Consider the following 14,461-nt stretch of genomic DNA (forward strand, 5'->3'; position numbering starts at 1 on the left):
CATGGTCTTGTGCAAAGACTCGCGGTGCCGGGCATCAATCCCGGCACCGCGTTCTGCTATTTAGGGGTTAGCCCTTCACGTTCAGCATGGGAGTGATCTTCTTGTCATACTCGTCCGCTAAGGTTTTCAGGTCATCGGTTGCGGCGATTTTGCCAAAGAACTCTTCGAGAATGGAAGCACCTTCCACAGCCGCCCATCCAGGCGCCGCAGGGGTCAGCTTTGAGTTGGATGCAGCCCCGATTGCTGCCTTCGCGAACTGGTCGTCTCCAAGGCTTGAGACATACTTTTGATTGCCCGGGCCAAGCCCGGATTTGCCGAGCATGTTCTGGTAGTCCTCGGAGAAGATGATTTTGAGCAGTTCCTTTGACAGTTCCTGGTTTTGCGAGGCTGCAGAAATGCCGATATTTGAGCCGCCTGCGAAGACAGGCGCGGGCTTCCCATCGTTGCCTGGCAGGACGAAGGCGCCGAAGGTTTCATCGTTCCACTGCCTCACGGGCTTGCCGTCTTCCCCGACACCGAGGTCCCCGATGGAAGTATGTGCCCAGCCTGGGGCCATTATCGTCGCAGCGGCGAGGGATGTTGATCCCGCGGATTTGCCCCCCTCATCCAGGATCTCGTCCTTATCATTGATGTAAAGCCATGGCGTTGCATCCTTTGCATCCGCGGGTGCCTTTGACGCGTTCTGGTAAATATCTCGCAGTTGCCCCAGGCCTTTGAGCGTTTTTGAGTCCCCGAGCGTAGAGACCCACTGGTCTCCGTCCTTACGGGCCAGGTCTCCTCCGTTGGCGAACACCCAAGAGATACCATTGCGCCAGTCCTGTCCACCGAGGAAAAACCCGGAGAAGTTCTCTACTCCGCGGGGGTTCTTGTTCGCAATTTCTTCTACGGTCGCGTTGAACTCCTCGAGTGTCGTTGGCTGTTTGACCCCTGCCTCGCTCCACACATCCTTCCTTTGGAACATGTAGCGCGACCCAAAGTAGTAAGGGAGTGTGAAATTGGCGCCTTCTACGGTGCCCACATCCACGAAGGATTGTAGGAGGTCTGCACCACCGAGTTCCTTATACATGTCCGAAATGTCTGAGAAAGCGCCCACATTTGTGAACGTCGGGGACTGCGTATTTCCCAACTCGACGACATCGGGGGTGTTGTTGGAATCGGGGAGGGCAGTCGTGAGTTTTGTGACAATGTCACCCCAGGACTGTTCCTCAATGACCAAGGTGGAACCTGTCGTTTCTTGAAACGTCTTTTTCAGGTAGGCGCGCAGCTCGTCGTTGGTGTCGCCGCCCGCTAACCACAACGTTATTTCCTGGCCGCTTCCAGCAGCCGGAGCATTCTTGGATTCCGTCCCCGCGCCTCCGGAACCGCAGGCTGAAAGCATCAGTGCGGATGCCGTAGCCAGGGCTAGGAGACCATGTTGTTTCTTCATGTGAAATTTCACTTTCGTCATCGAAATAGTGGGCATGCAACGGCTACAGTCCCGATTCAGGCAACTCCAAGTTGTTCTGAGAGGACCATCACTGCGGCCCCTCGCAGGACAATGTCCTGGCCTTGGGTGGTCATCCGGAAGTTCACGTCACTGGTAAATTCGGCCAGTGTTCGTCTCCGGAGTGTTTTGGCGGCCGCGTCGAGGAGCGGACCGCCGAGTAAATGAAGTGGGCCGCTGAGTACAACCTCTGAGAGGTTCAGGGCCCCAACTATCGGGGCAAGGGCGATACCAAGCCTCTGGCCTGCCTCGATTAGCACGATGTCGCGCAAAGCATCGACTTTCTCCGAGGTCGCGGCTTCAAGATTGGGGACCGAGAGCCAAGTTTCGAGGCATCCGCACTTGCCACATACACAGCGGGCTCCACCATCAGTGCCCACGGTTACATGGCCGATTTCACCAGCCGCGAAACGGCTACCAAGCAGGGCACGACCACCTACCACCAGACCTGAGCCCACACCGTGGCCAACCTTGATCAGCATGAGATCAGTACTCGGATTCGAGAATGTGGTCTCAGCCAAAACCGCAGCGTTTGCGTCGTTAGCCACCGTGACAGGCAGAGCGGATGCTTCGGAGAGAATCTTTCGCAAATCAAAATCAGACCAACCCAAATTAGGTGCCGACTGAACGACCCCGTTAGCGTCGACAATTCCCGGAGAACCTACGCCGATGCCAATAACGGGGGCGGTGGCCAGCACAAGGGTTTGCTGGAGTAGGCTCAGTACCTCCTCCACCGCACCCTGACCAGGTCCGGCCACATGCTTGACCTCGCATCGGTTCAATATGTTGCCATCCAGATCCATAACCGCACCCCGGAAGATCGTATGCTCCGCCAAATCGAGACTCACGATCTGCAGCCCATCACGGTTAATATCGACGAGCATCGCCGGCTTTCCGGGGCGGGATCCTTCGCGGTGCCCACGCTCGACGACGTAGCCGTTGGCAATCAGTTCTGCGACCAGTTCAGAAGCGGTCATTCGAGTAAAACCGAGCTCCCTGGCAAGATCGGCTCGGCTGAGTTCCCCTGCTCGGTAGAGGGTTTGGAGAACCAACGCCAGATTGTGACTCCGGGCATGGCCCGGCAAGGCTTTCGATTCAGGCTGAAACCCAGGGCGCGAGAGCTTGGACGGTAATGGGTGAGGCACCGTTGTGGGGGACTGCGAATCGCGTGATCTAACTAACATGTTTGAAAGTATGGTGTACAAACAAACTTTTCGCAATAGGAAACCGAACCGAGCTGTTGAGAGTTTGTCGGGCACCGTTTGTGTTGAAGACTTAGACCCGGCCTGAGGGCTTCTCTCGGTTTGGTATGCAGCACTGGCCAGTAGTAGCTCTTCCCCGTGTCGTAGTTGCGGTACTTGAAGGAGGGGACGCTGTCGACGACGGCAAAAGTCGGCCACGAATGCAGGCGCGGAGATACGTACACGTCTCCTTCGAAGAACGGGAGTTGACAGTCCTGCGGCGCTCCTTGCTGGATGCCGTAGGACTGTCGGAAGTAGCATCGATGATCCCGCGCGTGGTTGAACTCGTTGGCAAGCTGTCATCGCTCGGCCCAGAATTCCCCCGAATGTGGCGCGCAACGATGTCGCTTAGGGCCTAGGCGCCAGCGTCAGGTTCGATTACCCGGTGGTCTGTGGGTTTGGGTTGGACCTCGAGAAACTTGATGTCGCAGGCACGGAGGGAATCATGCTCGCCGTCTAACGTGCACAACCTGGTACGGAAACGGCAGAACGACTAGCTCTCCACGGATCAATATCCTCGTCACCTACGGCACCCGCTAGCGAAGGACGAACAACGCACAGTGGCGCCGCACCAACCTGAAAAGCTCGGAGTTGATCGTTGAAGTGGCGGAACTTTCGATAATGGGCCAAGATACATCGTTGACACACCTCAATTGGCCCGTCGTTCTCATATGCACTTATATCGGAACGTCGCTGAGGTACCTCGAAGTGTCAACCGCGCAAGGTTGAGGTTGTTCGTTTTTTGCAGCAGATGTTATCCGACAGTGAGGGTGTCTAAATAGGGTGCCCATCCTGTTTCGTTCCAGAATTCTATGGTGTTGTTGCCAGCGTTCAACGACGCGAACGCGGCGAGGATCTCGGAGACTGTTTTCCGGCCCGTCTCTGGGCGGGCATGGGAAACCGTGAGGAGTTGTTGGTGGCACTGTCAGGCAAGGGTGACGTCATGGTTTGGATCTCCTTCTTCGAGCTTCGTGTTCAGCCTTGCGATCTGTTTCAGCGCGAGGTGTTGTGTCCCGATGTGCAGGCTCCGCCGTATTCCGTTGAGCAGGCCCTTGGCGTATCCACGCCGGCCCACGTGCCTTCCTAAACGCTACGGCGGGCCTGATCATAACGATGGATCCAAGCTTGAGGACGTGGAAGACATCCAGGACGGTGATGGTCTCGGGTAGTTCATCGCGGATTGCGTTCGCCTGGCCCCGGAACGGATCCAGAACGGCAGTCCCGATCCAATCAGCGAACCCCACGGCTTGGTTCTTCAGCCAGTGCGCGTAGGCCTTGCCGGAGCGACCCAGAACGAGATCAAGCAACTGCGCATGCACCACGGCGTTGGCCTTACGCATGGAATTCACGAGCCCGGTGACCACACTGGAGCCAAGGAACTCTGTGTGTATATCCAGAGGTGCTCATCGACGCCGTGACCGCACGGGCAGTGAGTTTCGTCCGGGGCCCGCCTCGGGCAGTATGATCTCTCGCCAATGAAGACCCGAGAGACCTGCCGCATGATCGGTGCGGGATCTTCTACGAGTGTGCCCAGGCGTTCGCGTACCTGTTCCTGGGTGGGGAGACCAAACTCGTTCCGTATTTGCTCCCATACGGTTTCTGGGACGGGTCCGTGACTCATCCCCTTAGCTAGCCCTAGACCGTGTCATCAATGGAGGACAGGACCCAGCTAGGGGAGAGCGGGCGGCGGCGTATTTCCATGGTCCGCAGCGGGGAGGCTGTGTTGATGCGTACTTGTACGCGCCAGACATGCACGTTCACGACGTCCACGCCGATGGGTGCCCGGGTCTGGGTGTCCCACCAGGGCTCGCGTTCATACCAGCGCACTGGATCAGCCGCAATAGCCCAGATCCGTCCTGCGTACCGGATAGCCAACGGAACCCCGGCCAGGGTAAACCTGACATCGACCCGTTCCGGGACCTCCACCGGTGTTGGGGGTGCTTCATTCTGTACTACGCTCACGCTTTGTTCTCTCTCCCAAAGTTCGGTTCAGTTCCGTTGTCCGGCTCACAGCTGATGCCCACACCCAGGTCCGGTAGCGCACGGGCCCGTCGTCCCAACACACCTGGACAGCTTTCGTTGTCCAGGAATGAGCGACGCCTTCGATAAGTTCGGCACAGTCCTGGAACCTGATCCACGCACGAACACCGATCCCATGGACGTCCGTCTCGGAAGGGTTGTTCGCGAAGTCCAGTTCCTCGGGGGTAGGCCCGATAGGTTGGGCACGAAGGGCGTACTGGGCCTGTAACGCACGTCTTTGTTCCGCATTCACCGCCCACACCTTTAGAACACATATACCCACACCAACCACTTGTTGCGAACACCAGTTCTAACCAATGAACGTTTTCAGTGTGAGGCCAGGGTCAGACAACGACCTGAGCCCTTAGTTCCTGAAACGATGCGTCTGCTCTAGTTTGTCTCGCGGGTTTTGGAGTGAGCTTCTGTGGGGGACAAGTAAATGTCGGAGCGTTCGAGCGAATGGCGATCCACAAAGGGTGCTAACTCGTCGGCCACAGTGCCGGGGCCCGAGCTAAGTCCGAGGTCATGCATCACGGGAATCGTTGTCACCGCGGTTGCTTGGTACATCGGTTCTTTCGTTGTCTTCGGTCGTATCATTTGGCACGGCGTTTGCGGCTGTTTTGTCTTGGATCTGTGTGGCGATGACGCTGGCGTGAGCAAGCACTTCTAGTTGTGCGGGGTTGTAGAGCTCGGTCATGGTTTCGACAAAGGTTTCCTGGGTGACTTGTGGGCTTTTGGAGAGGTGCGCTTTTTGGTCGACCAGCCAGGGGTAGTCCGCGAGGTGTTGTGCGATAAGAGGTGCGAACGTCGCTGCTAGTCGGTGTTTAGTGGCCTCATCTGCGTCGGGCTGCAACGTATTGAAATCCTCGTTCGCATCGTCTTCTCGCGGCTCGGACTCCACCATTTGCTTGAGGTCGGCCATTGCTGCCTCGTCGTAGAGTTGAGAGTAGATGAGCATGAGTGAACGTTCCGGACCTGATAAGAGTCCGGAGATCTCTTCGAAACCTGCGGGTACGTCTGTGGTTGTGGAGCCCTGCAGGATTGCTTGAATTTCGGTGCGTGCGCGTTGCAATCGTGTGATGCTTGCGGATAGTTCCGCTTCGATTCCCAGTAGTCCTGGGTAGGTTGGTTCCCCGCTAAACCCTATTGACTCGATCTGCGCGAGTGGTACGCCCAGGTCGCGGAGGCGGCGGATCTGCAGCAGACGGACGAGGTGTCGGGCTCCGTATTTCTTATAGCCATTGGTCATCCGTTCTGGTTCCTCGAGAAGCCCTGACCGGTGATAGTGACGGATAGTGTTCACTGTCGTTCCGGCGAGGTCGGCTACCTCGCGTGTACTCCAAGGCATGTCCGTTTCCTTTTCGGTTGCGCCACCGCCGTGGGCCGACTGTGATCAGGAACCCATTCAAGACTATGTTCCTGGAACAGGGTCAAAGCAAGGGGCGAGGAATTGGTTAGGGGAGAGGCAGTGCTTGACTCTGTCGTAAGAACACAGTCTTGACTGTTTGGCAAAGGCGTCGTTTACGGGCGCCGAGACCGAACAGGGAAGAGACATGAATAATCCATATGAGTGGCTGCAAAGCTTCATCGATCAAGTACCGAGTATCCTCCAACCGTTAATCGTGGCCTTGGCTGGCGCGGTCCCTTATATTGAGGGAGAAGGAGCGGCAGCTTTCGGCATTATTGCGGGTATTAACCCGATCATTGCCGCTATTGCTGGGGCAACAGGAAACATTTTGTGCGTTATCGCTATTGTTCTGCTGGGTTCTAGTGTCCGAGAACGCGTTGTTGTTCATCGTGCATCGCGCACGGCATCAGCCCAAGGAACGAGGACTTCTACTCCGACTCTCCATGGAGTCCCGGATGACAATACATCATTGTCCACGGCGCCCAACACCTCTTCGGTTGACGTGATTGAGTATCCCGCCGGTGATGGAGAGACTAAACCAGCTCGGGGAGTGAAGGGCCAGGTGAAGCTACGTCGTTGGCTGGTGAAGTTTGGGGTTCCCGGCGCTAGCCTACTTGCCCCGTTGGCACTGCCAACGATGCTTACTGCAGCATTTTTCGTTGGTATGGGCATCCCAAAGAAGCGCGTTATTTTTTGGCAGGTCACCGCGATTTTCCTATGGACGAGCGCTGTGGCACTAGCGGCAACTAGCGTCCTTGCAGGGCTTGGATGGTGAGAATCCACCCGAGAGTGATTGTCATCGGGTCTTCGGAAACGCGCCTCAGATGCACTGTCAGTAGCACTAGGGTTCTGTGGACTCTCGACACCGGGGCGCGAACACGAAGGGATCCTCATCGGTCGCAGATGAGGTCTCCGTCGCCTGCAGATTCGAGAGTCCATCAACCATCAGCCCCTAGTAAGGGCTCTTCACGGGATGCTAGTGAACTTCGTCGTGGAGTCGGTGGCTGGTGACAGTATGTGTCTGGGGTTTTTTGACCAGTCGTCGTTGGTGCCATGAAACACTGCTATGTATGGGTTGAATGCTTGTTAATGTCGTGGCTTTTCTTGCGTTGGGGCGCCAAAGAGCTGGTTGCTCTCGAACACCAATTGTGTGAAGCGTTCGCTGATCAATCGATGTGCTGCGGGGCTCGGATGCAAGGCATCGGGTAGGGGGAATTCCTCGGCATCCGTGTTCCCGAAGAGTTCGAGTCCGTCGAGATAGTAAAGGTGGGGGTCCTGTTTTTGTCGTTGCTCGACGATAGTACCTAGTGCCTGGCGGATGGTGGTGAGGGTTAGCTTGCCTGCGGCCTGTGCGGCTGGGTCGCCAGTGGCACGGAATGTGATGGTTCCTTCTGCCAGAGCATCCATGTCGAAGGCTCCTGGGCCTGGGGTGTCTTCATGGATGGCGCAATAGATCGGTGAAATGATCAGAAGGGGAGTTTCGGGGTGACCCTCGCGGATGGTGTCGAGGAAACCGTGAACTGCGGGGACGAATGCTCGCAGCCGCATCAGGTCGGTATTGACAAGGTTGATCCCTATCTTGACGCTGATGAAGTCTGCGTCTGTCTCACGCATCGTTCTGGCCATGAAGGGGTCCAGTAGGGCGCTACCACCAAAACCGAGGTTGATCAGCTCGACATCACTGAGGCGTGCGGCTCTTACTGGCCAAATTTCGCTCGGGTGCGTGGCGTTGGAGCCTTGGCTTATGGAACTACCGTGATGAAGCCATACTGGCCGGTGGCGGACGCTCTCTGGTTCGAGAGGGGCATCAGTGCGTAGTTGAAGGATCTCAAGATTCTCGTTGTGGGGAAGCCAAATTTCTATATCTTTCGCGTGACTGGGCAGCTCGGCGAATCGGACGGTGAGTATCGGACCCGTTGTTTGCGTAGTTGCCCCAGTGGCCATGTCGATGGTCGAGGTAGTGCCCCCAGACGTAGTGGTATCTGCGGTGAGGTTGCCATCGATCATGAGTTCGATGATCCCGTCTGGGCGCTCCGGGAAGCCGGTATAAGTGGTCCGTGTCCGGTGGACATCGAGTTCGATTGTTGTGGCACTGGATCGAAAGACCAGGCGGACTCCAGAAGGCTGGGAGTCGACCATTCTTAGCTGAGGATCAGTACTCTGCGCACGCGCCCATGAGGGCAGGCGGTGAAATAAGGTGCCCCGTTCGGTGTGCTCAAGTTCTAGCGCGCCGCGGACAATATCCGAAGTGATAGGGGTGATGATCCAGGATTGAGATGACAACCGTTGTCCTTCCGAGAGCGGTGGAGTGGGGTTCATTGGCCAGGCCAATGACGAAAAGTGGTATCGAGAGTTTCGAGGATGCGGTACCAGCTCTCCTCAGCCTCCGGAGCGCTGTGATCGAAACTTCCCGACATTTCCAAAGCGATGAAACCTCGGACCGTGCTCCCGAACCAACGCACGGCGTGGATTTGGTTGATTTCGGTGAGACCATATTCGCGCATCATTGCCCGCAATAGCCGGGCATGACGGAATCCAGCGCTCTTTTTTGCGCTCTCGTGATCTAGCTTCAACTCGGTGGCAGCGAAACGACCGGGATGATCCCGCGCGTAACTGCGGAAAGAATCAGCAAGGCCAATGAGAGCATCTTTGCCAGCGCGACCAGCAACAGCATCGGACGCACGATCTGCGAGTTCTTCCAAAGCCAGAAGCGCAACACTGATCTTCAGGTCCGCGGTACTCAGGACATGTGAATATAAACTTGCCGGCTTCACGTCAAAATGACGGGCAAGTGCAGCAACCGTCACGCCCTCAAAGCCCATCTGATCAGCTAGCTCAGCGCCAGCTACAGCCAGACCCCCTTTAGTGATCCCTTTGCGCACGGCAACAACCTCCCAACAGTGATCCAACGACACAAAAACTATGCCTAATAGTAAAAAACCTACATATCGTAGGTTACTCGACTATCGTAACCCCGTTTGCACTGGATTCGCGTTGACGCTCTCGATGGAGTTTGATCGCCCCGGATCCGTTGGGCCCAAGGAAGCCGGCCACCAGGCCCGGACGCGTAGTGAAGTTTGTGCTGTCTACGGCAGTCTTATCGCCACTACGTTTGGTCAGAAAGCGTTGTTCGATTAAGTGCGAAGATCCGCATTGTTGTCAGAAGGCCTGATTGGATCTTCGGTTACAGGGTCGAGGTAGAAACGTGCCCAGGACACGAGGCCATAAGCATCGGTGCGCCAGATGACGGGGCCGATGATCTCCGCGGAAATCCCATCGGCCGCAGTGCCTGTCATTTCCCATTCCGACCACACATCGTCGCCGTTCACCGCATGACGAGAAATTCGTGCCTTAAGGTCCGGAAATTGGGTGAGCATCGCCTTCCAGTTACTCAGCACAATCACGCGCCCCCTAAAATTCGTTGATGGATGATGAGGGGTCTCTGAAACATAGTCGGCGGAGAAACATGCGGCGATGCTGTCGGCGTCGTGGGAGTTGATCGCATTTTCGAGCCTGGTCAGTGCCTCTAGGTCTGTCATTTTCGCCATCTTTCCGTGGGTTGATTTCGTTGGTAGTCGCACGTGTGATGCATTGCGGTGTCAATCGCCATTGATCGAACCCACGCCGGTAGGGGCGAGAAACAGCGGATCGGTGAAGCTGGGGTCGTGTCGGTCCCCCCTTAGTTCGAGCGGGGCCCACTGCTCGAACGTTTGCTCTTCCAGTGGCAAAGGCTTCGCAGGGACGACTATGGAATCGGGTCGGTCAGCGTCTCCCACAAGGAAGTCCAGAACGGGTCGATCAACGTCCGCGGTCCCATAGGGAAAGACACCGTGCACTCCCTCATTGTCAATAGCAATCAGGCTCGTATTTGGGAGAGTATTCCCGAGGGCTTGTCCTCGCTCCCACGGTGCGAGCGGGTCTAGCTCACTTTGCAGGACGATCGTCTCAGGAAAGGCTCCGATGGCTTTGGGCATCTCAACGTCTGTCGACCAGAAAGCACACTCCGGCGGGGCATCGAGGCGTTTGAGTTGCGCGGTGAACGGCGCTAGCTCCACCATCTGAGAGTGGTAGTCATCCCAGTGTGACTGACCCTGTGTCCACTGGCCATCGGCGCAGCGGAGGAAGTCATCGGCGCTCGAGTAGCTTGCCTGGACCAGTCCGTTAGACTGCGCCGGAACGTGCGCGTAGATGGGGAACTGCGCGAGCGAAGCTGTCCTCGTTTCATCCGAAAGGCCAAGGCTGTTGATGACGCGGGTAGCCCGCTCGATGTGATCGCCCGTAAGGTCTGACTCGCCCTCCACTATGAGTTGCTTGATCACGCCAGCAACGAATTCAGAGGCGACGGGTTTTGCTTGTAACGTGGCTGCGCCGGTCGAAGCCCAGACGAGGTATGCAGCGTCCGCCATCTCGGGAGGGCCGGTCGCCGCAAAGTAGCGTTCCCAGATGACCTCAGGCTCAACCCCCAGCTCAAACGTGGCGTCATTCCGCGCGAGCCAATTCATCATCAGCAGCCTGAGCTGCCGGTCGATGGCGACGTCCTGGCCCTTCCAACTTTTTTCGTACGTCGCACTGACCCCGTCGATTGCTGAGTCAAGTACCATTCGTTCGATGTTGTTGGGGAAGAGTTTTCCGAACCACGATCCAAGCCATGTCCCGTAGGAATAGCCAAGATATGAGACTTTCTCAATACCAAGCAGATGCCGCATGAAATCCATGTCGTACGCGACTTGTTCCGTCGTCATGGTGGCAAAATCGGGGTCATCCGAACACGTTTCACCGATTGCCCGAGGCTGGGCTGCCGGTCCGTCGGCGGGGTCGTATTGGTACTCGCAAACCAATGTGCTCGATCGACCGAGACCACGCTGGTCAAAACTCAGGAAGTTCGTCGATGAACGAAGCTCAGGAACCCGATACTGAGTCGTCGAGCTAAACGACAGCGCGGGAAACGGGCCCCCAGGGTGCAGGAAAAGTGTCTCCGCTTCAGGATCTGACACGTCGAGGTTCTGCGCAAAAGACACGCGCACGTCCCAGGTATCTGTCGGGTCTGGGTCGAGCCAGTCTTTCGGGACCTGAATTGTCGCGCACTCTACATTTGTTGCCTCATCGCCAGGTAACAGTTCCGCTGGGCCGAAGTCACAGGATTCCCACATCAGCTTCTGATCCGCAAGAGATCCGGCGAGCTCGGTAACCTCTGGCATCCGGGAGCTTGAGGACTTAGTTGTGCCCCACACAACCGCAGATCCCACAAGGGTCGCAACTGCCAGTATGGCCACCCCCGCGATCACAAATCTCTTCCGGCGGCGCACCATAAGGGGGACACTGGTTCCCTCATTCGCGTCATCCGGACTGGCTGGTCCCTGTGTTGTAGAGGGCACGATTACTCTCTTTTCTTGTTTGGAGCCCCATCAGAGCGGCTTGTGGTTTAGTTCACACCGTGTGGCCAGCACAAGGTCAAATACGGGTTACCGGGCCCAGCTGGCGCGAGGGTCACATTCGGGGCACCAAAGTATTAGAAGTTTGCTCATAATGACCACGAACTTGCCTACGCCAACAGAAACAAGCTCGTGCGTCTGCCGTGCAGATACTCGCCTATGATCTGCCCTACACGTTCATCGCACCGTATCTTCACTGCGTGCGGCAGTCTCCTCCCCGACGCCGCTTGCTCTATCCGCCTTTGGAATCGCCGCAGCGTTCGTTGTTATGCCTTGCCCTTGAGAGTGCGACGATTCTCTTTGTGGGCCGACAGGGCTTCCCATCGCAATGATTGCGCTGTCCACGTTCGCTTTCCTAGCGTTCACCTTCGGCCGATAGCGCACCGTGCGTCACGCTAGGATTCCGCCGCTGCGCCGAGGTGGCATCGGGTCGGTGCCACCTCGTGAAAAGACGTGCGGGAACTACCGGGATGTAGCGCAACCACCTAACTCACGGAAACGGTCACAAGACGACGTGTCATCAACTGCCTTCACCCCAGAAAGATTGTGATTGCTGACTCTTTGCATCTATTGCGCAGCGTAGAGACACCTATTACACGGCAGTAGACATTCGGGGTGACGGTGCGAGGAGCGAAATAGGCTCGCGCCAGGTGGCCATACGCCAGATCCATTCGAGGGGCCCGTAGTTGAAGTAATGCAACCACACGCGACTGGAGATGTTTTGCGTGACGAGGATGCCAACTGTCAACAAGAGAGCGGGCCACATTGTGGTCATCGTGGTGAAGTCGATAACTTTGCTGACAGAGAAGGCAATTGAGGATGCTCCCACGTAATTGCTTAGCGACATCCGCCCGAGAGGTTCAAAAAGTTGAATCACGAGACTCCGCGCGGGTGTGACCCATATGAATGACAGCCCAGTTGCGTAGAGGGAGGCCATAACGAGGCCGGCAACAGACCCCGCGGTTGAGAACCTAGGATCACCGGGCGTAGTTCCTTGCCAGAACAGTGCAGGAATCAGCAGCACCAGCGAAATTGCGAACGTGATGGCTACTGCTCGCGATTTGGTATCGAGAGCTCGGCCGAGACCGTAAGACCCTAGAGCGGACCCCAGCAACATGAGTCCTGGTGTGGCGGCGAGTCCGCCGCCGGTCGCGACATAGGCGGCGACCAAAAGTACGGCGCCGAAGACAAGCTGCACGGCTCTTGGGGCGAGAAGCGCGACCGGTGCGACCAATAGTCCTAAGGTGGCGTACTCCCGGAGAACCTCTCCGGGATAAATCAGAGAATGAAGAAACCCTATGACGAAGAGTGCCATCAACCGAGCGACGAGCGCCAACCACGGTCGTCGCTCACGCTGGCGCGCTCCGTTTGCAACGAAAGTCAGGCTCATCCCGAAGAGAAGGGTGAAAATAGGAATGAATCTGGTCTGCACTAGCCAATCCAGTGGCTCTCTTCCGAGGGCGCCTACGCTGTTGATTTCCAACCTGTATCCGAGCTGCACGATATCTGGAATATTGACGATCAGGATGCCACAGAGCGCAAACCCTCGCAGCGCATCGATGACAGCCCAACGCGATGTCGAGGCGAGTATCAGGTGAGGTGCCACATCGATCTCCTTTCGACGTGGTGAGTGTCAAGTACACACCATGTCCTCGCAATAGGGTCAAACGGGAACCGTGGCTCGTTCTTGACCGCGGTGAAGTGGGGGAGGGGAGCTACAGCAGCAGTTGTTGGAGCGGGTAGACGAAGTACCGGATTGAGTACGCCTCCCACACGGCACCGATGATGAGCAGCACTAGCGCGGGGAGCGCCAGAAGACCGATCTGCTTCAAGCCTTGGAGGTAGCCCTTGCGACGGTTCTGCGCGCCGTTTCTGCGCGGAAACAGCCAGTTTCTACCGATGAGGTAAGCGCCGAGGGCAAAGAGCACATAGGCCTGGAGTTCGATGACGAAGGTCAGAGAATGAGGAATGAGCGACACCCATCCATCGGGGGTGGACGGGGCGAGTGTGATGCCTACCTGGACTGCCCAGTATGCGAAGAGTGCGAGTCCAGCAAACGGCACGATAAGTGATGGAAGCACGATGGTTAGCAGGCTGATCCGGAAGAGGTTTACGCAAAGGATTATCAGTGCAAAAAGCGGCGGGGTGTTGAGTAGCCCACGCACGAGTTCGGCAGTGCCGTCCTCTTCCAACGACGTCACCTGCACCGCACTGAGCGCAGGAAAGGCTAGTCCGATCAAGAAACCGATGATTGCCAGTCCGTAACTGGCAAGGTTGAGTATGAGGTAGGCGCGCTTGTTTTCGCGGATGATTGTAAAGGGGCGCCGCCAGAGCGGTGAAGGTGCATGGACCTGAGTGGTGGCTAGAGATGTCATGTAATCCATCACATCTTAGGTTTCGATGCGCTTGCAGTGGCGAGGTGTCATCATGTTGATGTGACGTGGCGTCACTACCGTCGAACCTGCGTGCACGGGATCGTGGAGTCCATGAAAATCTTCGATCTTGCGCTGAGTGCGGTCATTGTCTTCGGTGCGACCGTCTTCTTTGCTTACATTGGCTACATCTATTTTGATTTTGGCCTCTTCGTGACACTTCCAGCGAATATCGTGGAAGGATTCATTCAGAACTCTGCGTTGCAGTATGTCGCTCTTGGGCTCGGCATCGTGGCCATGATCGCAAAGCGCCCCGTTGGTCGTGCGATCAAACAGCAGGAGGCCGAGAATCGGAGCTAACTATCGACGATCACGCGAAGGATGAGGTTTCAAGCATCACACGGATGCGCAGGGTGGCGATGGTTAGCGCTGTAGCAGCGATTGCGCCTCTTAGCATTGTCGGGATTGTGCTCACGGCAACATCTTGGTCGGACGCTCTACTCGTC

At 56.7% G+C, this 14,461-nt stretch carries 13 protein-coding genes; 2 read left to right on the forward strand and 11 right to left on the reverse strand.

Annotated elements, in window-relative coordinates; genetic code table 11:
• Positions 1-67 precede the first annotated feature (67 nt).
• From QMG79_RS00185 to QMG79_RS00210, 5 genes are all read right to left on the reverse strand, one after another.
• Entirely contained in the window at positions 68-1,462 is a 1,395-nt protein-coding gene (locus QMG79_RS00185) for an extracellular solute-binding protein (RefSeq protein ID WP_349357237.1), read from the reverse strand.
• Between the two features lie 20 nt (positions 1,463-1,482).
• Positions 1,483-2,667, reverse strand: a complete 1,185-nt coding sequence (locus tag QMG79_RS00190; RefSeq protein WP_502934677.1) for an ROK family transcriptional regulator — start codon at positions 2,665-2,667, stop codon at positions 1,483-1,485.
• 998 nt (positions 2,668-3,665) lie between these two features.
• Positions 3,666-4,064: a transposase gene (locus tag QMG79_RS00195; protein ID WP_283537314.1), complete on the reverse strand. Its 399-nt coding sequence runs from the start codon at positions 4,062-4,064 to the stop codon at positions 3,666-3,668.
• Between the two features lie 295 nt (positions 4,065-4,359).
• A complete protein-coding gene (locus QMG79_RS00200; protein WP_283536559.1) occupies positions 4,360-4,686 on the reverse strand; it encodes a hypothetical protein in 327 nt (108 codons plus the stop codon).
• Positions 4,687-5,266: 580 nt separating this feature from the next.
• Positions 5,267-6,091, reverse strand: coding sequence for a MerR family transcriptional regulator (locus tag QMG79_RS00210; RefSeq protein ID WP_283536561.1), 825 nt, complete (start codon positions 6,089-6,091; stop codon positions 5,267-5,269).
• A 205-nt stretch (positions 6,092-6,296) separates the two neighbouring features.
• On the opposite strand from QMG79_RS00210, the gene QMG79_RS00215 reads away from it, so the two are divergent.
• A complete protein-coding gene (locus QMG79_RS00215; RefSeq protein ID WP_283536562.1) occupies positions 6,297-6,926 on the forward strand; it encodes a small multidrug efflux protein in 630 nt (209 codons plus the stop codon).
• 311 nt (positions 6,927-7,237) lie between these two features.
• Here the strand turns inward: QMG79_RS00215 and QMG79_RS00220 are convergent, their stop codons facing one another.
• From QMG79_RS00220 to QMG79_RS00250, 6 genes are all read right to left on the reverse strand, one after another.
• Positions 7,238-8,290: an SGNH/GDSL hydrolase family protein gene (locus QMG79_RS00220; protein ID WP_283536563.1), complete on the reverse strand. Its 1,053-nt coding sequence runs from the start codon at positions 8,288-8,290 to the stop codon at positions 7,238-7,240.
• A gap of 176 nt (positions 8,291-8,466) precedes the next feature.
• Positions 8,467-9,033 (reverse strand): TetR/AcrR family transcriptional regulator, encoded by a 567-nt coding sequence (locus QMG79_RS00225; protein WP_283536564.1) that lies wholly within the window; start codon positions 9,031-9,033, stop codon positions 8,467-8,469.
• A gap of 252 nt (positions 9,034-9,285) precedes the next feature.
• Positions 9,286-9,690 carry a nuclear transport factor 2 family protein gene (locus QMG79_RS00235; RefSeq protein ID WP_283536565.1) on the reverse strand — a complete coding sequence of 135 codons (405 nt, stop codon included), beginning with the start codon at positions 9,688-9,690 and terminating at the stop codon, positions 9,286-9,288.
• A gap of 60 nt (positions 9,691-9,750) precedes the next feature.
• A complete protein-coding gene (locus tag QMG79_RS00240) occupies positions 9,751-11,526 on the reverse strand; it encodes an alpha/beta fold hydrolase (protein WP_283536566.1) in 1,776 nt (591 codons plus the stop codon).
• 649 nt (positions 11,527-12,175) lie between these two features.
• Positions 12,176-13,189 carry a DUF418 domain-containing protein gene (locus tag QMG79_RS00245; protein WP_283536567.1) on the reverse strand — a complete coding sequence of 338 codons (1,014 nt, stop codon included), beginning with the start codon at positions 13,187-13,189 and terminating at the stop codon, positions 12,176-12,178.
• A gap of 109 nt (positions 13,190-13,298) precedes the next feature.
• Positions 13,299-13,967: a stage II sporulation protein M gene (locus tag QMG79_RS00250; protein ID WP_283536568.1), complete on the reverse strand. Its 669-nt coding sequence runs from the start codon at positions 13,965-13,967 to the stop codon at positions 13,299-13,301.
• A gap of 102 nt (positions 13,968-14,069) precedes the next feature.
• Here QMG79_RS00250 and QMG79_RS00255 point away from each other — a divergent pair, with 102 nt between their 5' ends.
• Complete coding sequence (locus tag QMG79_RS00255) at positions 14,070-14,315, forward strand: hypothetical protein (protein ID WP_283536569.1); 246 nt, start codon at positions 14,070-14,072, stop codon at positions 14,313-14,315.
• Positions 14,316-14,461: the final 146 nt, after the last annotated feature.

This window comes from Pseudarthrobacter sp. PS3-L1, assembly GCF_030063285.1.
Lineage (GTDB): Bacteria > Actinomycetota > Actinomycetes > Actinomycetales > Micrococcaceae > Arthrobacter.